The organism is Acidisoma sp. 7E03, assembly GCF_054665075.1.
In genome coordinates this window covers 124,468-144,476 of the sequence record NZ_BAAFHE010000005.1, presented here as the reverse complement: position 1 = coordinate 144,476, position 20,009 = coordinate 124,468, and the positions used below count along the sequence as shown (strand labels likewise).

Annotated in this window: 23 protein-coding genes; 17 read left to right on the top strand and 6 right to left on the bottom strand. The window is 65.6% G+C overall.

What is annotated here, in order from left to right; all coding sequences use genetic code 11:
- Positions 1-3: 3 nt before the first annotated feature.
- Together ACYQ6W_RS09595 and ACYQ6W_RS09590 are read left to right on the top strand one after the other, a co-directional pair.
- The gene (locus tag ACYQ6W_RS09595) at positions 4-1,107 is read left to right on the top strand and encodes an ROK family protein (RefSeq protein WP_459674989.1); all 1,104 of its coding nucleotides are present in this window, start codon (positions 4-6) and stop codon (positions 1,105-1,107) included.
- Positions 1,108-1,217: 110 nt separating this feature from the next.
- Complete coding sequence (locus ACYQ6W_RS09590) at positions 1,218-1,928, top strand: cytochrome b561 domain-containing protein (protein WP_459674988.1); 711 nt, start codon at positions 1,218-1,220, stop codon at positions 1,926-1,928.
- Between the two features lie 22 nt (positions 1,929-1,950).
- Here ACYQ6W_RS09590 and ACYQ6W_RS09585 read toward each other — a convergent pair whose 3' ends face one another.
- From ACYQ6W_RS09585 to ACYQ6W_RS09575, 3 genes are all read right to left on the bottom strand, one after another.
- Entirely contained in the window at positions 1,951-2,868 is a 918-nt protein-coding gene (locus ACYQ6W_RS09585) for an alpha/beta fold hydrolase (RefSeq protein ID WP_459674987.1), read from the bottom strand.
- 128 nt (positions 2,869-2,996) lie between these two features.
- The gene (locus ACYQ6W_RS09580; RefSeq protein WP_459674986.1) at positions 2,997-3,767 is read right to left on the bottom strand and encodes an enoyl-CoA hydratase/isomerase family protein; all 771 of its coding nucleotides are present in this window, start codon (positions 3,765-3,767) and stop codon (positions 2,997-2,999) included.
- A 99-nt stretch (positions 3,768-3,866) separates the two neighbouring features.
- Positions 3,867-4,763, bottom strand: a complete 897-nt coding sequence (locus ACYQ6W_RS09575) for a LysR family transcriptional regulator (RefSeq protein ID WP_459674985.1) — start codon at positions 4,761-4,763, stop codon at positions 3,867-3,869.
- Between the two features lie 157 nt (positions 4,764-4,920).
- On the opposite strand from ACYQ6W_RS09575, the gene ACYQ6W_RS09570 reads away from it, so the two are divergent.
- The 11 genes from ACYQ6W_RS09570 to ACYQ6W_RS09520 all read left to right on the top strand — a co-directional run bounded on the left by ACYQ6W_RS09570 (position 4,921) and on the right by ACYQ6W_RS09520 (position 13,594).
- Positions 4,921-5,541, top strand: a complete 621-nt coding sequence (locus ACYQ6W_RS09570) for a glutathione S-transferase family protein (protein ID WP_459674984.1) — start codon at positions 4,921-4,923, stop codon at positions 5,539-5,541.
- A gap of 26 nt (positions 5,542-5,567) precedes the next feature.
- On the top strand, positions 5,568-6,242 hold the full coding sequence (locus tag ACYQ6W_RS09565) for a peroxiredoxin-like family protein (protein WP_459674983.1): 675 nt from the start codon (positions 5,568-5,570) through the stop codon (positions 6,240-6,242).
- 50 nt (positions 6,243-6,292) lie between these two features.
- Complete coding sequence (locus ACYQ6W_RS09560; protein WP_459674982.1) at positions 6,293-7,009, top strand: SDR family oxidoreductase; 717 nt, start codon at positions 6,293-6,295, stop codon at positions 7,007-7,009.
- A 29-nt stretch (positions 7,010-7,038) separates the two neighbouring features.
- Positions 7,039-7,725: an SDR family NAD(P)-dependent oxidoreductase gene (locus tag ACYQ6W_RS09555; RefSeq protein WP_459674981.1), complete on the top strand. Its 687-nt coding sequence runs from the start codon at positions 7,039-7,041 to the stop codon at positions 7,723-7,725.
- A 97-nt stretch (positions 7,726-7,822) separates the two neighbouring features.
- Positions 7,823-8,455, top strand: a complete 633-nt coding sequence (locus tag ACYQ6W_RS09550; protein WP_459674980.1) for a cytochrome b/b6 domain-containing protein — start codon at positions 7,823-7,825, stop codon at positions 8,453-8,455.
- A complete protein-coding gene (locus tag ACYQ6W_RS09545; RefSeq protein WP_459674979.1) occupies positions 8,452-9,228 on the top strand; it encodes a molybdopterin-dependent oxidoreductase in 777 nt (258 codons plus the stop codon). Before ACYQ6W_RS09550 ends, ACYQ6W_RS09545 begins: the two co-directional genes overlap by 4 nt.
- Positions 9,229-9,233: 5 nt before the next feature.
- Complete coding sequence (locus tag ACYQ6W_RS09540; RefSeq protein WP_459674978.1) at positions 9,234-9,695, top strand: hypothetical protein; 462 nt, start codon at positions 9,234-9,236, stop codon at positions 9,693-9,695.
- An 80-nt stretch (positions 9,696-9,775) separates the two neighbouring features.
- Complete coding sequence (locus ACYQ6W_RS09535; protein WP_459674977.1) at positions 9,776-10,528, top strand: TIGR04282 family arsenosugar biosynthesis glycosyltransferase; 753 nt, start codon at positions 9,776-9,778, stop codon at positions 10,526-10,528.
- Complete coding sequence (locus ACYQ6W_RS09530) at positions 10,525-11,886, top strand: hypothetical protein (RefSeq protein ID WP_459674976.1); 1,362 nt, start codon at positions 10,525-10,527, stop codon at positions 11,884-11,886. Before ACYQ6W_RS09535 ends, ACYQ6W_RS09530 begins: the two co-directional genes overlap by 4 nt.
- On the top strand, positions 11,865-12,917 hold the full coding sequence (locus tag ACYQ6W_RS09525) for a radical SAM protein (RefSeq protein ID WP_459674975.1): 1,053 nt from the start codon (positions 11,865-11,867) through the stop codon (positions 12,915-12,917). The genes ACYQ6W_RS09530 and ACYQ6W_RS09525 overlap by 22 nt, the downstream gene beginning before the upstream one ends.
- Positions 12,905-13,594, top strand: a complete 690-nt coding sequence (locus ACYQ6W_RS09520) for a glycosyltransferase family 2 protein (protein ID WP_459674974.1) — start codon at positions 12,905-12,907, stop codon at positions 13,592-13,594. The genes ACYQ6W_RS09525 and ACYQ6W_RS09520 overlap by 13 nt, the downstream gene beginning before the upstream one ends.
- A gap of 15 nt (positions 13,595-13,609) precedes the next feature.
- Here the strand turns inward: ACYQ6W_RS09520 and ACYQ6W_RS09515 are convergent, their stop codons facing one another.
- From ACYQ6W_RS09515 to ACYQ6W_RS09505, 3 genes are read right to left on the bottom strand one after another with little or no spacing between them, the layout of a single operon-like run.
- Positions 13,610-14,005 (bottom strand): VOC family protein, encoded by a 396-nt coding sequence (locus ACYQ6W_RS09515; protein WP_459674973.1) that lies wholly within the window; start codon positions 14,003-14,005, stop codon positions 13,610-13,612.
- Positions 14,006-14,026: 21 nt separating this feature from the next.
- Positions 14,027-15,148 carry a WD40 repeat domain-containing protein gene (locus ACYQ6W_RS09510; RefSeq protein ID WP_459674971.1) on the bottom strand — a complete coding sequence of 374 codons (1,122 nt, stop codon included), beginning with the start codon at positions 15,146-15,148 and terminating at the stop codon, positions 14,027-14,029.
- A complete protein-coding gene (locus ACYQ6W_RS09505; protein ID WP_459674970.1) occupies positions 15,145-15,618 on the bottom strand; it encodes a hypothetical protein in 474 nt (157 codons plus the stop codon). Before ACYQ6W_RS09505 ends, ACYQ6W_RS09510 begins: the two co-directional genes overlap by 4 nt.
- Positions 15,619-15,804: 186 nt before the next feature.
- Here ACYQ6W_RS09505 and ACYQ6W_RS09500 point away from each other — a divergent pair, with 186 nt between their 5' ends.
- The 4 genes from ACYQ6W_RS09500 (at position 15,805) to ACYQ6W_RS09485 (ending at position 19,995) form a co-directional block, all read left to right on the top strand.
- Complete coding sequence (locus ACYQ6W_RS09500; protein ID WP_459674969.1) at positions 15,805-15,966, top strand: hypothetical protein; 162 nt, start codon at positions 15,805-15,807, stop codon at positions 15,964-15,966.
- Between the two features lie 98 nt (positions 15,967-16,064).
- On the top strand, positions 16,065-17,729 hold the full coding sequence (locus tag ACYQ6W_RS09495; RefSeq protein WP_459674968.1) for an aromatic/alkene/methane monooxygenase hydroxylase/oxygenase subunit alpha: 1,665 nt from the start codon (positions 16,065-16,067) through the stop codon (positions 17,727-17,729).
- 64 nt (positions 17,730-17,793) lie between these two features.
- Positions 17,794-18,900, top strand: coding sequence for a 2Fe-2S iron-sulfur cluster-binding protein (locus ACYQ6W_RS09490; RefSeq protein ID WP_459674967.1), 1,107 nt, complete (start codon positions 17,794-17,796; stop codon positions 18,898-18,900).
- A gap of 36 nt (positions 18,901-18,936) precedes the next feature.
- The gene (locus ACYQ6W_RS09485) at positions 18,937-19,995 is read left to right on the top strand and encodes an aromatic/alkene monooxygenase hydroxylase subunit beta (RefSeq protein ID WP_459674966.1); all 1,059 of its coding nucleotides are present in this window, start codon (positions 18,937-18,939) and stop codon (positions 19,993-19,995) included.
- The last annotated feature ends 14 nt before the right edge of the window (positions 19,996-20,009 follow it).

Sequence of the window (20,009 nt, the reverse complement as noted above, 5' to 3'; positions counted from 1 at the left end):
GCAATGAGCGTCACCGCGCGGCTGCTCAGGCTGATCTTCGAACAGCAGCCGCTCAGCCAATCCAATCTGCGCGATCGCACGGGCTTGTCGATGTCGACGATCTCGGCGTCGATCCGGCCGTTGCTGGAGGCGGGGCTGGTGGAGGAGCGTGGCGTGCGGCGGGAAGCCATGGGCCGGCCGCAGACCCTGCTCGGGATCGCCGCCCGCTACGCCCATGTGGTGGGTGTGCAGCTCAATGGTGACCACAACCTCATCGTTCTGACGGATCTCGCTGGCTCTCTGTTGCGCGAACATCCCTTGCCGTCCGGCCCGCTTTCGCCGGACGATCTGACGCGCGAGGTGCAGGCCTTCATGGCCGATTGCCGGGACCAGCCGGTTGCGGTGCTTGGCCTGGCGCTGGCTGGGCTGATCGAGCCGGAGACGGGCCTGTGCCGCCTCTCCTCCGTTCTCGATTGGACCGACGTGCCGATCGCCAATCTCATCTCCCGGCGGCTGAACCTGCCCGTGGTGGTCGAAAACGACGCCAATGCCTTTGCGCTAGCAACCATGCTGCTGACGCTGTTGCCGCCCGAGGTTTCCTCCGCCGTGGTGATGACCGTGGGGCGCGGCCTCGGCGTCGGGGTGCTGGAGGGACGGCGGCTCTATCGCGGGCGGAACGGCGCGGCCGGCGAGGTGGGGCACATTCCGGTCGCAGGCAAGGCGACCTTCGCCTGCCACTGTGGCCAGCCGGTGTGCCTGGAGAGTGTCGCCTCCGTCCGCGCGATCAAGCTCGCGGCAGGGCTCGGGGACCGGCGGCTCGCCGACCTCGACGTCGCCGGCAAGGCCGCGGCAAAAGTCATCACGGCGGCGGGAGATCACATCGGCCTCGCCCTGGCCCAGCTCGCAGCGGCCTTCGACCCGGATACGGTCTGCCTCGCGATGGAGCCGGACAATGCCGCCCCCCTGCTGCTGCAGGCGATCGAGCAGAGCTATGCCGCCCACCGCCTCCGCGTGTTGCGGAAGCCGACGCCGCTCACCTTCCTGACGGGCTGGGACAAGATGTGGGCCATGGGCGCGGCAAGTATCGCGCTGCAGCATTTCATCGACCGCGTCGGCGAAGAAAGCTGAACCATCGGCCTCCCGCATCTTGCAATCGGGGGGAGAGACCGGGACTATCGCAGCCGCGCAATATGCCGAAAACAGGCGCCGTCAGAAGCGCCGGGAGCGGAAGGGGCGGGATGCACGGTTTGACAGCCTGGCTGATGACGGGAATGACCGGACAATTGCACATTCCGCCGCCGCCGCTACTCGCCTGGCACGCCCGGCTGATGGTGCTGGGCTGGACGATCCTCATTCCGAGCGGTGTCTTCATCGCGCGGTTCGTCAAGATTACCGCGTGGCAGGACTGGCCGAATACGCTCGATTCGAAGCTATGGTGGTACAGCCACCGGCGCTTGATCGATGCCGCGCTGTTGGCGATCCTGGCCGCGCTTGCGCTCGCCTGGCTCGGTGCCGGCCCGGGCAACCGGCTGATGGCGCTTCATCGCTGGCTCGGCTGGGTGATCAGCGGTGGCCTGGCACTCCAGGTATTGGCAGGGCTCTTTCGCGGAACCAAGGGTGGCCCGACTGAAGCGACACTGCGCGGCGACCATTACGACATGACGCCGCGGCGCGTCGCTTTCGAGTATCTGCACAAATCGCTTGGCTGGCTGCTGCTGATGCTGGCGGTCGGGGAAGTCTTCCTCGGGCTGTGGATGGTCAACGCACCGCGGTGGATGGCTGTGGTCATCACCCTGTGGTGGTGCGTCTTCCTGGCCGTCTTCGTCTGGGCTCAGAGGCGTGGGCTCTGCATCGACACCTACCAGGCGATTTGGGGGCCGGCCACCGAGCATCCGGGCAATTTGCGCCGCCGGCCGATCGGTTGGGGCGTGAGGCGTCGCACGCCTTGATCGCCTTTCGGATGCGGCTGCCTCACCCGTCTGCCGCGGAGACGGTCTCCATGAAGCGGCGCACGAGACGCGCGATGTGCTCCGTCTTCTCGTCCAGTCCGAAATGGCCGGCGTCGATCACGTGAAGCTCCGCGCCAGGGACGTCCCGCTTGTAGCCTTCTGCGCCGGGCACGATGAAGGATGGATCATACAGCCCCCAGATCACCAGCATCTTCGGCTGATGCGCGCGCAGCCAGGCCTGCCAGCGCGGATAGGCGGCGACGTTCGTGCGGTAGTCGAAAAGGAGCGCGGCCTGGATGGCGCGCTGCCCCGGCCGGGATAGCATCGCGAACTCCTCGTTCCAGGCGTCCGGATCGTAACGTTCGGGATGAGGACTTACGCCCAAATGCCGCGCCTTCGTGGCCGCATGGCTGAGGAAGGCGTCGAGCTGATCGGCATGCGCCTCCGGGTCTTCCCAATACGCGGCGATCTTGGCCCATTTCGGGCCCAACCCCTCCGCATAGGCATTGGCGTTTTGAACGATCATCGCGGCCACTCTCTCGGGGGCCGAGAGCGCCATGCGGAAGCCCACTGGGCCACCATAATCCTGCATGAAGAGGCTGTAGCGGGTGAGGCCCAGATGATCCAGCAATTGGCCAGTGGTGCGGGCGAGACTGTCGAAGGTATAGGCGTAGAGATCCGGCGGCGGCGCGGCGCTGTACCCAAAGCCTGGATAGTCCGGGGCGATGAGGTGGTAGCGATCGGCAAGCAGCGGAATCAGCCGCTCCCACATACGAGACGACGACGGGAAGCCGTGCAACAGCACGATCGCAGGCGCATCACGCGGGCCCGCTTCCCGATAGAACAGTCTCACCCCACCGACCTCGACCGTGTTGTAGGTCGTCGTCGCCGTCGTATAGGGGATGGGTTCAACGGAAGACGGTTTCGTCGGCTCGGACATAGAGGCCTCCCGGAAGATGCGAGGCGTGAGGAAAGCGGGATGCTGCCTCATCCGCGGGGTTTGAGAAAGGGCGCGCGATTCGGCAGCGCAAGGATGCCGCCCGATGAAGACCGGGCGGCACAGCGAGATCAGCCCTGAGACGCCATGCTGCGCGCGACGTCGGCCGCGCTGATGCCTTCGAGGGCAAGGCCGTAAGCGGTTCCTTCGTCGATCAGGCGGCGGAGCGGCTGGGTCATCGCCATGCGGGTGTAGCGGCCTGTCAATGGCGGCAGGGCGGCAATGCCGTCCGCGATCTCATGCGCCCGGGCCAGCAGGCGGTCGGCCGGCACGATCTCGTTGACCACGCCCCAATCCTTCGCCGTCTCGGCATCGAGCACCTGACGCGTGAGGAGGAAGTAGCGGCCGCGGATCGAGCCGATGACATGCGGCCAGACGAGGTGCATGCCGTCACCGGGCACGATGCCGAATTCGAAATGCGGCTTGTCCTGGAAGACAGTCTGCGGCGTCGCCAGGATGATGTCGGTCAGCAGCGCATATTCGCTGTGCAGCAGCACGGGCCCGTTCAGCGCGGTGATCATCGGCACCTCGATGTCGAGAATGTTCGACAGCACCTTGCGGCCCTCGCGCAGGATCTTGTCGTAGCCGCGGGGGGTGAAGAAATCGAAGCCCTCGGGGTCGATCGTGTCCATGAAGGCGTCACCGCTTCCGGTGAGGATCACCGCGCGATTGTCGGAATCTTCGCCGATCTGGTGAAACAGGTCGACGAACTGCTCGTGCGTATGTCCGTTGAAGACGAGCTTGCCACCATTGGTGTGGAGCGCCACTTCCAGCACGCCGTTCTCCTTGCGGGTCAGGCGAGCATTGGGGAAGGCGTCGCGGTAGGTGCTGAAGGTTGCCATGATGCGGATCCTCGATCTCAGGGCCGGCCAGAAGCGGCGGCGTGTCCTTGAGCTACACGCGGCCGACCCAGGGCGGACGAGGGCACGTGGCGATAAAGATCATTCCCCGCCGGAATAGCGGCGGCCAAGGGCGGTTTCGACGAAGCGGGCGAAGGCGCGCGCCTTGGCGCTGGCCATGCGCCCGCCGGGAAACACCGCCCAAAGATCGAGGGGCGGCAGCGCCCAGTCCGTCAGCACGCGGCGCACCGCGCCACTCTCTAGTTCCGGGCTGAACATCCAGTCGGAGGCGATGGTCAGCCCCATATCGGCCAGCACGGCGGCGCGTAGCCCTTCGGCGGCGCTGACCCGCACGCGACCGCGCACGGAAACCGAGGCTTCCGCGCCATCCCGCGTGAAGGACCAGACGTTGGGAAGCTGGCTGTAGATCACCGCTTCATGCTCCGCGAGATCGGCCGGGCTCTGCGGCGCGCCTTGGCGTGCCAGATAGGCCGGGGTCGCCAGGACCGAGCGGCCGCCCGTCGCCAGCTTGCGCGCAAGCGCCGAGGAATCGGGCAGCGCGCCCATGCGCAATGACACGTCCACGCCCTCTGCCACGAGATCGATCACCCGGTCATCGAGGATCACGTCAATCTCGAGATCGGGATGGTCTTCGAGGAAGCGGGACAGCAGCGGCACGATGTGCAGGCGGGCGAAGGTTGTGGCGGCCGAGATGCGCAGGCAGCCGGAGAGGCCGGCCCCTGCGCCACGCGCGGCGAGTTCCGCCTCGTCCGCCTCCTGGATCGCGGCCTTTGCCCGCTCATAGAAGCGTTGACCGGCTTCCGTCGGGCTCAGCCCATGGGTCGACCGGATCAGCAGGTTGACCTGCAGCCGGCCTTCCAACTGGGCGATTGTCTTCGACACCGCCGGCTGCCCGACGTTGAGCTGCCGCGCCGCGGCTGAGAAGGAGCCCGTCTCCACGACCCGCACGAAGGTCGCCATCGCCTGATATCGGTCCAACGCCATTCCCCTCTGGAATGAACGTTATCTCTTAGAGCCGGCTGCCATGTCGAGCCGCACAGAGGCATCTGATGGTGACGCCTCCAGACCCATCGGAGGACCGAGGAAGAGGGGCGCCGGTACCAGCATCGCGCGCCGGAGCCCAAGGGATAGGATCATGCTCGAGGTTTTCGCCTTCGCCACGCCCAACAGCATCAAGGTGCCGATCGCGCTGGAGGAGCTTGGGCTCGACTATGCGCTGCGCGCCGTCAACGTCCGCAAGGGTGAGCAGAAGGCAACCGCTTTCGTCGCCCTCAACCCCAACGCCAAGGTGCCGGTTCTGGTCGACGGCGGCCTGGTGCTGACGGAGTCCGCGGCCATCCTGGTCTATCTCGCCGAGAAGACCGGCCGACTGCTGCCTCAGTCGGGCGAGGGCCGAGCCCGCGTCTTCGAGCAGCTCTTCTTCCATGCCTCCGGCCTTGGCCCTGCCTTCGGCCAGTCCGGCTTTTTTCAGCGCTTCGCGGCCGAGCCGCAGCCGCTCGCGATCGACCGTTTCCTGACCGAAGCGAAGCGCACTGCCTCCGTGCTGGATGCGATCCTTGCGAAGCATCGCTTCGTTGCCGGCGCGGCGTTCACCATCGCCGATATCGCCCATTTTGGTTGGCTCTGGCGTCGCGAGTTCGCGGGCGTCGGGCTGGAAGACACCCCAAATCTTGCCCGTTGGTACGCCGAGATCGAGGCCCGCCCCGCCGTGCAGCGCGCCATGGACCGCGTCACCGCACTCGTGCCGGCCGCCTGAACCCCTTTCGCTCAAGGAGCAGACTCATGACCCTTCAAGCCAAGCTCGACGCCTTCAAGGCCGATTTCGAAGCCGGCAAGCCGCCCTACAACGTGCCGCCCGCCGTCATCGAGATCATGCACCGCGCGACGGCCGCGTTGATCGCGAGCGGGGCCGCCACGCGTGCGCTCAAGGCGGGTGACCGTGCACCCCGCTTCACCCTGAACGACCCGGACGGCAAGCCCGTCTCTTCTGCCAAGCTGCTAGCGCAGGGGCCGCTCGTGGTGAGCTTTTATCGCGGGGTGTGGTGCCCCTACTGTAACATGGAACTGCAAGCCCTTCAGGCGGCCTTGCCCGAATTCGAGAAGCTGGGCGCCAGCCTCGTCGCCATCTCGCCCCAGACGCCGGTGAACAGCCGCAAATCCGTTCGGCAGAACGCGCTCGGCTTCCCGATCCTTTCGGACACACAGAACGACGTGGCCGATGCCTTCGGCCTGCGGTTCCAATTGCCCGATTATCTCGTCGATCTCTACAAGAGTCTGAAGAACGATCTGCCGGCCTTCAATGGAGATGAGAGCTGGACCCTGCCGATGCCGGCGCGCTACGTCATCGCCCAAGACGGGACGATCCTCTATGCCGAGGTGAATCCGGATTACACGCGCCGCCCCGAGCCCGAAGACATGCTGCCGGCGCTGCGCCGCGCGACCTCCGTCAACGCCTGAGCCCATGATCCGGCCGCATCAGCGGCCGGCCATCTTCGACGAGGCTTGCCATGTCCCGGACTTTTCTCATCACCGGCGCCAGCAAGGGCATCGGCCTGGCGCTCGCGGAACGCCTGACCCGAAACGGTCATCGGGTCGTTGGTCTCGCGCGGGGTCCGGCGCCGCATTTCCCTGGCGGGCTGCTGTCCGTCGATCTTGCGGATCCGCGTGCGACGGATGATGCACTTGCCGATCTCACGGCCCGGTTCCGCTTCGATGGCGTGGTCAACAATGTCGGGCTGGTCCGCCCGCAGCGGCTGGGCGAGGTGGACCTCCCGGTGCTGGAGGAGGTGCTGCGGGTCAACCTGCATCCTGCTCTGCAGAGCGTGCAGGCCGCATTGCCCGGCATGCGGGAGCGGGGATGGGGGCGGATCGTCAATATCTCCAGCCTCACCGTGCTCGGCGCGGTCGAACGCACGGCCTATGCGGCGGCAAAAGCTGCCCTGGTCAGCTTCAGCCGAAGCTGGGCGCTGGAACTCGCGACCTCCGGCATCACGGTCAATGCGGTCTCTCCGGGCCCCACCGAGACCGCGCTGTTCCGCGCCAATAATCCACCCGGCAGCGAGGGTGAGCGCCGCTATCTCTCCCAGGTGCCGATGGGCCGCTTCGGGACGCCCGATGACATCGCGGCGGCCATCGCCTTCCTGCTGTCCGATGAAGCAGGTTTCATCACCGGCCAGACACTGCATGTCGATGGCGGCGCCTCGGTCGGCAAGGCCGCCTTTTGACCAACGCCCTTTTCGATGCGGAGATCACAATGTCACAGAAAGTCGTCCTCATCCTTGGCGCATCGCGCGGACTGGGGCTTGCCCTGACCGAGACGTTCCTGGGGCGAGGCTGGCAGGTCATCGCGACCCAGCGGACGCCCTCCCGAGACCTGGACGCCTTGGCGGGGCGATACCCGGCCCGTCTCGAGATTGAAACAGTGGACATCGCTGAGGCCGAGGCGGTGCAGGCCCTCCACGGCAGGCTGGAAGGGCGGCGCCTGGACGTGCTCTTCGTCAATGCCGGCATCGCGCGGGCGATTGAAGCGACGCCTCAGAGCATCGACGAGCGGGATTTCCTCGACATGATGCTGGTGAATGCGCTGTCCCCGGTCCGTGCCGCGGAAATCCTGCGTGACCTTCTGCCGCAGGACGGAACGATCGCGATCATGACGAGCGAACTCGGCAGCATCGCCCAGGCGGGAGACGGCTGGCAGCTCTATTCCTCCAGCAAAGCCGCGCTCAACATGCTCATGAAGAAATACGCGAGCCGCTACCGTGCCGATGGCCATGCGCTGCTGCTGCTGGCTCCGGGCTGGGTGCGGACCGAAATGGGAGGCAGCGACGCCGCCTTGTCGATCGAAGAAAGCATTCCCTTCGTCGTCGACACCGTGGAGGCCAACCGCGGAAAACCGGGGCTGCGCTACCTCGACCGCTTCAACAAGCCGATTCCATGGTAACCATGAGCGCGCCCACCGCGAAATGGCCATGTAACGGATGAAGTCGATCCGAGCCAAAGGAGGAGTCGTGCGTCCACCTCATGTGAGCCAAAGGCCGGTGCGACCGCGCCGCCTCCATCCATTGCCCATTCGCATCATGCATTGGGTCAATGCCGGGGTGATGCTGGTGATGATCACCTCGGGCTGGGGCATCTATGATGACGACGTCATCATCCACGGGCTTCATTTCAGTGGCTTCTGGCGGCTCGGAGAGTGGGCGGCGCCAAGCCTGCAGTGGCATTTCGCCGGCATGTGGATCTTTGGTCTCAACGGCCTCGCCTATGTGATCTACGGCGTCGCCACCGGCCGGCTGCGCGAGCGGCTGCTGCCGATCCGGCTGCGGGACCTGGTGCACACGGTCCGGGACACGCTGCGCTTCAAAATCGCGCATGAGGATCTGACCGTCTACAACGCGGTTCAGAAGCTTCTCTACATCGTCGCCATCCTCGCCGGCGTCTCGCAGGTCGTGACGGGGCTTGCGATCTGGAAGCCCGTGCAATTCGCGCCGCTCGTCAGTCTGCTTGGGGGCTTCCAATCCGCTCGCGTGCTGCACTTCGCCGGCATGGCCGTGATCGTCGGCTTTCTTCTGGTCCATACCCTGTTGGCCCTTCTCGTTCCCAGGACGATCGGAGCGATGGTCCTGGGCGGCCCTACGCTGAAGCCAGCCGCGCGACAGGAGGCAGGCGAATGACATCCTCTCCCTTTCGTCCCAAGGATGCGCCAGGTGCGGAGGTTCTCGAGACACACCGGCCGCTCATTCGCAGCCTGGAGCGGCGCGGTCTGATCCGCGGAGGTCTCTCGCTCGGGGCGCTCGTGATGCTCACCGGATGCGATGTCAAGCGCCCGGAATCCGTCGAGGCCGCGCTGCTCGCCGTCTCCCGTTTCAACGATCGGGTGCAGGCATGGCTTTTCGATCCTGACCGGCTGGCGCCGACCTATCCCGCATCCCGAATCCTGCGGCCGCCGAAGTTCAACGCCTATTACGACGTGACGCAGGTCAAGCCCGTAGATGGTCAAACCTGGCGGCTCGACGTTTCCGGCCTAGTCTCGGACCGCCGGCCCTGGACGCTCGCCCAACTGCAGGCCCTGCCGCAGCAGTCCATGGTCATCAAGCACATCTGCGTCGAAGGCTGGAGCTATATCGGCGGCTGGGGCGGCGTGCCGCTGAAGACCTTCCTGGAGCGGGTGGGTGCCGATACCCGGGCGAAATATGTCGCTTTCAAGACGGCCGATAATTATCCGAGCAGCATCGACATGGCGACGGCGCTGCATCCGCAGACGCTTCTCGCCCTCGATTACGGCGGTGATCCGCTCGCCGACCCCTTTGGCTTCCCGCTGCGTCTGCGCATGGCGACCAAGCTCGGCTACAAGAATCCGAAATGGGTCACGGCGATCGAAGTGACCAATACCTACCCCGGCGGCTATTGGGAATCGCGCGGCTTTTCCTGGTTTGCGGGGATTTGACGCCGATGCACCGCTCTCTTCCCGCGGCGCTCCTGATATTCGGCCTCTGCGTGCCGGCTGCCTGGGCGCAAAGCCCGATGCCGGGCGGCATGCCCCCGCCCACGGGGATGAGCCTCGCGCAGTCGGCGGCGATGCGCTTTCCCCAGCCCGTGCGCGTCGGCGACCTGCGGCAGCGCCTCGTGCTGCGTCCAGTGGAAGCGCAGACCATTCTCGGCCGCGTGCGCAGCGTCGTGCGTGCGGCGGACGGAGATATTCTCGTCGTCATGACCTATGGCGGGTTCATGGGCTTCGGCGGCCGCCCGATCGCCGTCCCGGTGGATGCCATGGTGCTGCTCGGCGAGGATATGGAGGTGGTGGCCTTCACCCCTGCGCAGCTTGCGACCTTTCCACGGTTCACCGATACCGGAACGACGCCGCTTCCAGATGATGCGACAATCAAGGTGGGCCTCGCGAAGCCGTCTCACTGAAGGGTGCTCACGTTCCCGTGCACGTGCAACCGGACACCGTGCTGCATCGTATAACCACGAAACAATCCGGGGACCGGATCATGGACGAGCGAGATGCAGGCAAGCAGGGCGGCTGTGGCATCGCCATGATGGCGAAGTCGCCCCGGCCCGGCCACTCCAAGACGCGCCTTTGTCCGCCGCTGCAGCCCGCTCAGGCGGCGAGCCTGAGTGCCGCCTTCCTGCGCGATACCACGGAGAATCTGCGGCTGGCGGCGGAGACCATTCCGATTGCGCGATATGCCGCCTATGCGCCGGCGGGCACCGAGGCTGGGATCGCACCGCATCTCGCTGCGGAGACGCCGCTAATCCTCGCGCACGGCCAAGCCGGGGCGCCGCCCGGCATAGAGGGTTTCGGGCGCTGCCTGCTGGATGCCATTCTGGGCCAATTCGCCCGCGGCCATGCCAGCGCCTGCGTGCTGAGCTCGGACACGCCCAATCTGCCGACTGCGGCTCTCATTGCGGCGGCGCGGAGTCTTGCGGAGGGGGACGAACGCCGCGTGGTCCTCGGCGCCTGTGATGATGGCGGCTACTACCTGCTCGGGATGACGGTGCCGCATGCTGGGCTCTTCGCCGATATCGCTTGGAGTACGGAGACGGTCGCGGAGGCGACACGGCAACGCGCCCGGGCCCTCGGCCTCGATGTCGTCGAACTCGAACCCTGGTACGACATCGATGATGCCACCGCCTTGCACCGGCTGCTCGGTGACACGAGCGGCTATGCCGCGCCTTTCACGCGGCGGGCGCTGGCCGCGCTGGACGTGGCCACGCTGATGCAGGCCGAGCCCGCGGCGTGAGGCGGCCGGTTCTCCGCCTCGGTGCGCTCGGTGTGCTGCTTCTGGCCCTCACCATCGCCGGGATTCTGATCGACCCACCGGCAGTACCGGGGGTTCCGCATGTCGCGCGACTGGGCTGGCTGGTGATCCTGCTCTGCGTCAGTGCCGGCACCTATTTTGCGGCCGTGCGCCTGGTGCTGCGTGAGGACGGCCCGAGGCACATGCTGTGGCTCGTCCTCGGCGTCGCCGCCCTGCTGCGGGTCGCGCTGCTCACCGTGCCGCCCATGCTCTCGACCGACATCTACCGCTATGTGTGGGATGGCCGGGTGCAGGCACAGGGCATCAATCCCTATCGCTACATCCCCGCCGATCCGGCGCTTTCGGCGCTGCGGGACGCGACGGTCTATCCGCACATCAATCGCAAGGAATATGCCCGCACCATCTATCCGCCGGTGGCGGAAATGGCCTTCGCCGCAGCCGGACGGCTGTGGGACAGCGTGACAGGCTTCCGCCTCATGGCGCTCGGCTTCGAGGGGCTGGGGATCGGCGCGATGCTGCTGCTGCTGCCGCTCGCGGGCCTGCCACGCAGCCGCATCCTCATCTATGCCTGGAATCCGCTGGCCCTCTGGTCCTTCGCGAGCGACGGCCATGTCGATGCCATCGCCGTCGGCTTTCTTGGACTCGCGCTGCTGTTGCGCGCGCGGCATCGCGACGGCTGGGCCGGCGCCGCCTTGGGAGCGGCCGTCATGGCGAAGTTCCTGCCGGTCGTCGTCGCCCCCGCCTTGCTGCGCGGCGGACGCTTTTGGCGGCCGGCCGCGGCGGGGCTTCTCGTCATTCTCCTCGGCTACGCCCTCTATAGCGGCGCCGGCCGGCACGTGCTGGGCTTCCTGCCGACCTATGGCAGCGAGGAGGGGCTGGAGAGCGGCCAGGGCTTCTGGTTGCTCGCGGGTCTCGGCGGCCTTGTGCCGCTGCCGCCTGTCGCGAGCGCGCTCTATGCCGGTGCCGCGGCCATTCTCTATGGGCTCCTGTCTTTGGTTCTGCTGCACCGCCCGGCGCCGGCGAACGATGCCTATAGGCTGTGCCAGGACACGGGGCTGCTGATTGGCGTCACGCTCGTGCTGCTGAGCCCGCATTACCACTGGTATTTCGCCTGGGCCGCGCTGCCCGCCGTGGTCGCGCCCTCGGCTGCCCTCATCTGGCTCGCGACCGCGCCACTGCTGCTGATCATCGACCCGATCGGCCACAGCCGGTTCCTCTGGCCCTCCCTCATCTACCTGCCCGCGGCGGCCCTGCTGCTGCGGGATCTTCGCCGCAGCGCGCAGAGGCGCGCCGTGGCCCCCGTTCCTGGAGAGTTGTCATGTCCACTGCCGCCGCGCTGAAAGACCCGCGCCGCTATTTCGAAGAGGTCGGCGCCAGCCGTGCTTCGGTGGCGACAAAGCCGCCCGTCTGCCTCTACCTGGAGGTAACGAACCGCTGCAACCTGCTGTGCGAAACCTGCCCGCGGACTTTCGAGACGCTGGAACCCCCGGCAGACATGAGCTGGGAGCTGTTCACCAAGATCGTCGACCAGGTGCCGGACGTCGCGCGCGTGGTGTTGCATGGCGTGGGCGAGCCGATGCTGGTCAAGCAACTGCCGGAGATGATCCGCTACCTCAAGGCGCGGGGCACCTATGTGCTCTTCAATACCAACGGCACGCTGCTGCAGCCGAAGCGCTTTCAGGCGCTGATCGACACGGGGCTCGACGAACTCCGTGTCTCTCTCGATGCGGCGGACCGTGAGTCTTACCTGAAGGTGCGCGGCAAGGACTATTTCAATCGCATCGTGCGCGATGTGGGCAAGTTCGTCGCCTATCAGAAGCAGGTGGGTGCGACCACGCCGCGCGTTTCGCTGTGGCTCACAGGATTGAAGGAGACGGTGGATCAACTGCCCGCCTTCGTTCGGCTGGCGGCCGATATGGGCATCCGCGAGGTGCATCTGCAGCGCCTGGTCTTCGACGAGCAAGGCTACGGCATGGCGCAGGCCGAGCAGTCGCTGTTCGAGAATACCCAGGCCGAAGAGTTGCGCGCCATCGAAGCGGCACAGGCCGTGGCCGCGCCCTTGGGCGTGACCTTGGACGCGTCCGGCGCGACGGAGCCGGGCCTCAGCCTCAAGCGGCAGGAGGATCGCGCCTGGTCCACCTGCCGCAGGCCGTGGTCGCTGATGTATTTCACCGCCCACGGCCGGGCACTGCCGTGCTGTATCGCTCCCTTCTCCGTGCGGGGATACAGCAACTACACGCTGGGGGATGCGACGCAGCAGGACCTGCGCGAGATCTGGAACGGCGACGCCTACCGGGCGTTCCGTGACAGCCTGCTGTCCGACACGCCGCCCGCTCCGTGCCAGAATTGCGGTATGCGATGGAGCCTCTGAGCCTCGTCATCCCGACCTTCAACGAGGCCGGGACGATTGCCGACGTCATCCGGGAGATTCCTGCGGCCTTCGCCCGGGACGTCATCGTCGCGGATGGCGGCAGCACGGATGGCACCCAGGCGGCCGCAGGTGCGGCGGGCGCCCGTGTGATCGATGCGGGGCGGGGCTATGGCCGCGCCTGTGCCCTGGGTGCCGCAGCGGCCTTGCCGGATAGCCGCGTGATTGCCTTCATGGACGGAGACGGCGCCGACCGCGGCGACCTCATCGACAGGATCGCCGGCCCGGTACTGGCAGGCACGCAGGATTTCGTTCTGGCTTCCCGTACGCGGGGAGAGCGAGAGCCAGGCGCGATGCTCTGGCACCAGGTGCTCGCCGGCCGGATGGCCGGGCTCGGCATGGGGGCGCTGTACGGTGTGCGCTATTCCGACATGTGCGCCTTTCGCGCCATCGACCGTGCAGCTCTGGCACGCCTGAACCTCCGCGAAATGACCTATGGCTGGAACATCGAGATGCAGATGCGGGCGGCACGCGCGGGTCTGCGCATTCTCGAGGTGCCGATGCCCTATCGCTGCCGGGCGGCCGGCAGCTCAAAGGTTGCCGGCTCTCTGCCCGGCACGCTGCGTGCAGGCACCAAGATCGTCAGTACCTTTCTACGGGTGGCGACGGCCAGGGGCTAGCACGATGAGGCCGCCTCAACCGAAGCGGCCTCCACGCTCGATCACTTCGATCTTGTAGCCGTCGGGATCGGTCACGAAGAAGAAGCGAGCGAGGGGCTTGCCCGCATGCGCGAGGCTGCGCGGATCGGTGCAGACGGCGCCGAGGGCCTTGATGCGGTCGTGCGCGGCATCGAGATCTTCGACGACGACGGCGAGGTGACCGTAGCCGTCACCGAGCGCGTAAGGCTCCGTCCGCCCGTGATTGACGGTGAGCTCGAGTTCGAAGCTCACCTCCTCGCCGCGCAGGTAGATGAGCGTGAAGCTCTCGAAGGCGAAGCGTTCGGCGATGCGCAGACCAAACGCGGCTTCGTAGAAGGCGACCGCGCGTGCTTCGTCCAACACGCGGATCATGGAATGGACCATCTTGCTCATGCGTCGTTCCCTGCGGCCTGGCTATTTGAACAATCTGCTTGGAAAATCGAGAATCGCAAGGCCACCGGCGGCATCGGCGAGGAGCAGCGCGCCGCCTGGTGACCAGCCGAGCAGGGTGAGCGAGGCGCCGACCGGCTTCACGGGCAGTTCTTCCGCGGCGCCCACGGGTGCTACGATGACCTGGCCGTTGACCAGCCCCCCCGCGACGATCGGCCGCGTCGGGTGCGCTGACACCCATTCGACGGGGACGAGGCTGGGGCGGCCGCTCTGGAGCGCGCCGGCACGGCTGTCGCGGAACGGACGTTCCTGCGCGGCCGCGCCCCATGCGGTGATGCGAAAGGCGCCTGCGGCGAGGACGGCCTGGGCTGGCTCGCTCCAATCTATGGAGGCGACGGGCGTCGGGAAGTCGCCGAAACGCGTCGCCTCACCGCGGGCGAGATCGACGATGGCAAGGCCCGCCTCACCGAGCGCACAGGCGAGATAGGCCCCGTCCCGGCGCCAGCGGAGGGCGGACACCACACCCCCTGGCAGGATCACCCGCGGCGCGCCGCCGCCGGGTGTGAGCACCAGCACCTGATCGCTGCAGGCCAGGGCAAGACGCTCCCGGTCCGGTGCGGCGGCAAGACTGGTAACGGGCCCGGGGAGGCCGGCGATGCGCTCGATGAGCGCGCCGCTTTCCGACACATACAGGACTTCCTCGCCACAAGCCGCAGCGAAGCCGCGGGCGAGTGCCGACAGTGCCGCGACGGGGCCGTCGAGCCGCGGCCCGAAGGGCGTGTGTGAGCCGTCCGCCGCGATGTGGACGAGACACCCATCCTCGTTGCCGGCGAGGAAACCGGCCTGGCCGTGGGGTAGCAGGCGGGGCGCGCCTTTGCCGAGAGGCTCGGTCGTGATCAGCGGGGGAGGCGGGGCGCGGCGGCTCTGGATGGTGGCGCGCCCGGTATCGCCGCTCACGCGTAGCCGCGCCTCGGCGGGCTCGGGGTCCGCGAGGGGCGCGAGCGCGACCGCGCCATCCGCGCGGGCGAAAGAAACCCACCGGCCATCGCGGCTGCAACTCCATGCAGTCGCGACCGCAGGCAACTGCCAGCTGCGCGCGATCGCGTCGAACAGACCCTGGCTCGGAGACGTGGCGTGATGGTTCATCGGTGTCGATCCTCGTTGGCCTCATGCGGGCCGGGCGCCAGCTGCACGATATTGTCGGCGAGCTGTGGCAGCTCAGCGCGAAACTTCGCTTCCGCGGCGATGATGTGGCATTTCAGCTGATCCCAAAGATCGACCCGCAGCAGCCCGCTGTGATCACCCCGCAGCCGCTCCACATCCGCGATGCGCAGCTGATAGGGCAGAGCGACGCCGGTGAAGACGAAGTCACACAGCACGGCTGCATGTTGATCGGCGAAGGCCGCCAGCAGAGGATGCGCGTCAACCGTCAAGCCGCTGCGCGTCATTTCCGAAACTGCGAAATCCCGAAAATGGCGCCGTAGCCGCTCCTGGCTCTCGCCGAGAAATCGCGGCACGAATACAAGATCCTGGCCCATGAGTGCAACGAGATCGGCGGCAACGCGCGCAGAGTCCGAACTGCCGGGGATATCGCCGTCTCCCGTCTCGGCTGCCATTGATGTCTCTCCCAGATAGGGCAACGAAGAATAGAAGCTGCCCGTCTCATTGCAACAGAGATTCGCGCGAACAGTACAGACGATCATGCTGCACTGCAGTCGTTACACCCGTCCGTTACAGCTGTAACGCTGCTTTACGTCTGTAAAGCGCGCGCCTGGCGAAGACTGCAAGAAATACTTGAAAGTATGGTCGCTCCGATTGGCACGCCATTTGCGTATGAGCAGATCAACAGAAAAAGACATCGCTTTCGACGCGATGACAAAAGAACGAAGGGCCGGAAAACAAAAGTGCAAGGCACGCATCCGGAAACCTTTGCCGTGATCGACGTCGCCGGTATGCGCGGCTGAAACCGCCGCGCATCGGCATTGCAACCTCAACCCGGGCGGCATGCGCCGCCTGATCCCGGGCTATGCCCGTCGCAAGAAACGAGTGGAGGATTTGTCTGATGTCGTTAACGCTCAACAAGATCACAGCGCAAAGAGGCATTCCCGTGGGGGAAGCCGCCAAGAAGATCGCCGATCTCGGCTGGAACCCGAGCTACGTTCAGGAGGCGATGACCTTCCCGACGGACTACAAGATTGCCAAGGCCCCGCGCGATCCGATGAAGCAGGTGCTGCGCTCCTACTTCCCGATGCAGGAAGAGAAGGACAATCGCGTGTACGGCGCGCTCGACGCAGCGCTCCGCGGCGACATGTTCCGCAATGTCGAGCCGCGGTGGGTGGAGTGGATGAAGCTCTTCCTTGCCATCATTCCCTTCCCGGAAATCTCGGCGGCCCGCTCCATGGCCATGGTGGCGCGCCTTGCGCCGGGTGAAGACCTGCGCACGGGCTTCACCATGCAGATGGTGGACGAGTTCCGGCACTCCACCATCCAGATGAACCTCAAGAAATGGTACATGGAGAACTATATCGACCCGGCCGGGTTCGACATCACCGAGGAAGCCTTCGGCAAGTGCTACGCGACGACGATCGGCCGCCAGTTCGGTGAAGGTTTCATCACCGGCGACACGATGACCGCGGCCTGCATGTATCTGACGGTGGTCGCCGAGACGGCCTTCACCAATACGCTCTTCGTCGCCATGCCCTCGGAAGCGGCGCGCAACGGCGATTATGCGCTGCCGACCGTCTTCCTCTCCGTCCAGTCGGACGAGAGCCGGCACATCGGCAACGGGCATTCGATGCTGATGGCGGCCCTCAAGGAGCCGGACAATCATCTGCTGCTGGAGCGCGACCTGCGCTACGCCTTCTGGCAGAACCACGCGATCGTCGACGCCGCGATCGGCACCTTCATCGAATACGGCACCACCGACCGCAACAAGAACAAGGAATCCTACGCGGAGATGTGGCACCGCTGGATCTTCGAGGATTACTACCGGACCTATATGCTGCCGCTCGAGAAATACGGCATCAAGGTTCACCACGACGACGTGCAGGAGGCGTGGAACCGCATCACCAAGAAGAACTACGTGCACAAGGTGGCGCAGTTCTTCTCCGTCGGCTGGCCGGTCAACTTCTGGCGCATCGAGGCACAGACCGAGAAGGACTTCGAGTGGTTCGAGACCAAGTATCCCGGCTGGTATGCCGAGTTCGGCGAATACTGGAAGTGGTACGAGAAGCTCAGCCATCGCGGCGAGACGGTGCTGATGTTCAACTCGGACGTCGGCTACGTCTATCCACACCGCTGCTGGAGTTGCCTGGTCCCCTGTCTCATCCGCGAGGATATGGTGACGGACGAGATCGACGGTGAGATCTACACCTTCGCGCACGAACTCGACCGCTGGACGGCGGTGGAGGCCTTCGCCGAGGAATATCAGGGCCGGCCAACCCCTGCCATGGGCCGCTTCAGCGGCAAGCGGCAGTGGGAGACGCTGTATCACGACTGGGATCTCGCCGACATTCTGAAGGATCTCAACTTCGTCCGTTCGGACGGCAAGACGCTGATCCCGCAGCCGCATCTGCGCTTCGACGACAAGGAGATGTGGACGCTTGACGATCTGCGCGGCCACACCGTGAAGGCGCCGCTCGTGGTGCTGCGCGGAATGGACGCTGCCGAGCGCGAAAAGCACCTCGCCGAATACCGCGCGGGCTTCACCATCAACCCCTGCCACTGACGAGGTTCCGAGACGCGGAGGCGGCTACATGGCCGCCTCCGCAACCCGGGCGAGAGGAGGGACGATGTCCACGGTAACGATACAGAAACAGGGTGGTGGCGAGCCCGTGGCGGGGGAGACCTATACCGTGCGGCTCGAACCCGTCGGTGTGGAGTTCGAGGTGGGTTCGGGGGAGAGCGTGCTCAACGCCGCTTTCCGGCAGGGGATTTCTCTGCCGCATGGCTGCAAGGAAGGTCAATGCTCCGCCTGCAAATGCGTGCTTCTGAGCGGCGAGGTGGAGATGATGAAATACTCGACCTTCGCCCTCAACGATTTCGAGAAGGAGAGCGGCCACGTCCTGCTGTGTCGGACGCTCGCCTATTCGGACATCGAAGTCGAGCTGCTCAACTATGACGAAGAGGTTCTGGCGAAGTCGATCCCGGTCAAGAGCTACCAGGGGCGGATCACCGCGGTGGAAAGACTGACCCACGATATTCGGGGACTGCAGATCGAACTCGCATCAACGATCCGCTTCTGGGCCGGGCAATATGCCGACATCACGGTCACCACGAAAGAAGGGGAGACGATTACGCGCTCGTTTTCCATGGCAAATACGCCGGACGAAACCAAAACCCTCAGCTTCATCATCAAAAAATACCCCAACGGAAAATTCTCCAGCGAGCTCGACGCCGGAGGCATCGCCGTCGGCGCCGAGGTCCAACTCACCGGCCCCTATGGCTCCTGCTTCCGGCGGGAAGGACGAGACGGAGCGCTAGTGCTGGTGGCGGCCGGCTCTGGGATGTCACCGATCTGGGCGATCCTCAACGATCACCTGAACAGCGGGGAGAAGCGGCCGGTCTACTTCTTCTACGGCGCCCGCACCCAGGCCGACCTCTTCTATCTTGATCGGATCGCGGCGCTCACCGCCATCCATCCCGCGCTGCGCTTCATCCCGGTCCTGTCCCATGCCGCGGAGGATGCAGACTGGCGCGGCGAGCGCGGCTTCGTGCACGACCGGGTGAACGCTCTTCTCAAGGAGTTCGGGATCGCGGGCAATGGCGATGTCTATGCCTGCGGGCCGCCGCCGATGATCGACGCGCTGCAGCCCGTGCTGTTCATGAACGGCTTCGAGCCCGAACGCGTCTTCTTCGACCGCTTCACAACGGCTGCTCCCTCGGCGCCTGGGCACTGACCCTGCGCCGCAAAGACAAACATGAAGGAGTGAAACATGCCTGCAACTTCCAGCTCGGTCGGATCGGGTGCCGCCGGCGCCGCGGCCTTCGTCGACTCGACAAGTCGCAAATACCGCTACTTCGAACCGCGCGGCCAAAGGGCGACGCATTACGAGGATGTCACGGTCGACGTACAGCCCGATCCGGAACGCTATTTGATTCAGGATTGGATCATCTCCTTCGCGGACGGCCGCGGCGCCTATGGCAAGGACGCGACGGCGGCGCGCAGCTCCAACTGGCATGCCTTCCGCGCGCCCGACCAGGAATGGGAGCGCACGCATTATCAACGCCAGTCTCGCATCGAGACCATGGTGCAGAGCGTCATCGCCAACGGTCGGAAGGCCGGCGCCCCGCAGCACTTCGATCGCGCCTGGGTGAAGATTTTGCAGAGCCATCTCGGCGCCTGGAAGCATGCGGAGTTCGGCCTCGGCACTTCGCTGATGCAGGCGCAGCGCTACGGCTATACGCAGATGATCAACAACGCGACCTTGACCAACTCCTCCTACAAGCTGCGGCTCGCCCAGGACATCACCCTGTATCTCGCCGAAATCGGCATGGATCTCGAGGGTTGGGACGACGAGGCCGGCAAAAAGGTCTGGCTCGAAGACCCAGTCTGGCAGGGCACGCGGGAGGCGGTGGAGACCATCATGGGCTCGACTGACTACCTGGAGCAGTATTTCGCCATCAACGTCGTCTTCGAGCCGCTGGTGGGAGAGCTGTTCCGCTCGGGCTTCCTCATGCAGGTGGCGGCGGCGAACAACGACTTCATCACGCCCTCCGTCATCTCGGCGGCGGAAGCGGATTACGAGCGCAACCTCGCGAACACCGTCGACCTCATCTACCTGCTCGCGCATGACAATCAGTTCGCCGTACACAACCGTGGCCTGTTCCATGCCTGGCTCGCCAAGCATGGCGCGCTCGCGGAGAAGGCGGCGCACGGCTTGCAGCCAATCTGGTCCATGCCGCACTCGAAGCCCGTTTCCTTCAGCGACATCATGGCGAAGGCGCAGGAGCGGCTCGGCAAGATCATCGGCGAACTCGGCCTCGAACAGTAAGCACAAGGGAGACC

Excerpts from the sequence above, each read along its gene's own strand:
- ACYQ6W_RS09590 (WP_459674988.1), top strand. The coding sequence starts at position 1,218 with ATGCACGGTTTGACAGCCTGGCTGATGACGGGAATGACCGGACAATTG.
- ACYQ6W_RS09545 (WP_459674979.1), top strand. The coding sequence starts at position 8,452 with ATGACATCCTCTCCCTTTCGTCCCAAGGATGCGCCAGGTGCGGAGGTT.
- ACYQ6W_RS09500 (WP_459674969.1), top strand. The coding sequence starts at position 15,805 with ATGGTCGCTCCGATTGGCACGCCATTTGCGTATGAGCAGATCAACAGA.
- ACYQ6W_RS09510 (WP_459674971.1), bottom strand. The coding sequence starts at position 15,148 with ATGAACCATCACGCCACGTCTCCGAGCCAGGGTCTGTTCGACGCGATC.
- ACYQ6W_RS09515 (WP_459674973.1), bottom strand. The coding sequence starts at position 14,005 with ATGAGCAAGATGGTCCATTCCATGATCCGCGTGTTGGACGAAGCACGC.
- ACYQ6W_RS09495 (WP_459674968.1), top strand. The coding sequence starts at position 16,065 with ATGTCGTTAACGCTCAACAAGATCACAGCGCAAAGAGGCATTCCCGTG.
- ACYQ6W_RS09580 (WP_459674986.1), bottom strand. The coding sequence starts at position 3,767 with ATGGCAACCTTCAGCACCTACCGCGACGCCTTCCCCAATGCTCGCCTG.
- ACYQ6W_RS09555 (WP_459674981.1), top strand. The coding sequence starts at position 7,039 with ATGTCACAGAAAGTCGTCCTCATCCTTGGCGCATCGCGCGGACTGGGG.
- ACYQ6W_RS09540 (WP_459674978.1), top strand. The coding sequence starts at position 9,234 with ATGCACCGCTCTCTTCCCGCGGCGCTCCTGATATTCGGCCTCTGCGTG.
- ACYQ6W_RS09595 (WP_459674989.1), top strand. The coding sequence starts at position 4 with ATGAGCGTCACCGCGCGGCTGCTCAGGCTGATCTTCGAACAGCAGCCG.
- ACYQ6W_RS09520 (WP_459674974.1), top strand. The coding sequence starts at position 12,905 with ATGGAGCCTCTGAGCCTCGTCATCCCGACCTTCAACGAGGCCGGGACG.
- ACYQ6W_RS09585 (WP_459674987.1), bottom strand. The coding sequence starts at position 2,868 with ATGTCCGAGCCGACGAAACCGTCTTCCGTTGAACCCATCCCCTATACG.
- ACYQ6W_RS09570 (WP_459674984.1), top strand. The coding sequence starts at position 4,921 with ATGCTCGAGGTTTTCGCCTTCGCCACGCCCAACAGCATCAAGGTGCCG.
- ACYQ6W_RS09560 (WP_459674982.1), top strand. The coding sequence starts at position 6,293 with ATGTCCCGGACTTTTCTCATCACCGGCGCCAGCAAGGGCATCGGCCTG.
- ACYQ6W_RS09485 (WP_459674966.1), top strand. The coding sequence starts at position 18,937 with ATGCCTGCAACTTCCAGCTCGGTCGGATCGGGTGCCGCCGGCGCCGCG.
- ACYQ6W_RS09565 (WP_459674983.1), top strand. The coding sequence starts at position 5,568 with ATGACCCTTCAAGCCAAGCTCGACGCCTTCAAGGCCGATTTCGAAGCC.
- ACYQ6W_RS09490 (WP_459674967.1), top strand. The coding sequence starts at position 17,794 with ATGTCCACGGTAACGATACAGAAACAGGGTGGTGGCGAGCCCGTGGCG.
- ACYQ6W_RS09505 (WP_459674970.1), bottom strand. The coding sequence starts at position 15,618 with ATGGCAGCCGAGACGGGAGACGGCGATATCCCCGGCAGTTCGGACTCT.
- ACYQ6W_RS09535 (WP_459674977.1), top strand. The coding sequence starts at position 9,776 with ATGGACGAGCGAGATGCAGGCAAGCAGGGCGGCTGTGGCATCGCCATG.
- ACYQ6W_RS09525 (WP_459674975.1), top strand. The coding sequence starts at position 11,865 with ATGTCCACTGCCGCCGCGCTGAAAGACCCGCGCCGCTATTTCGAAGAG.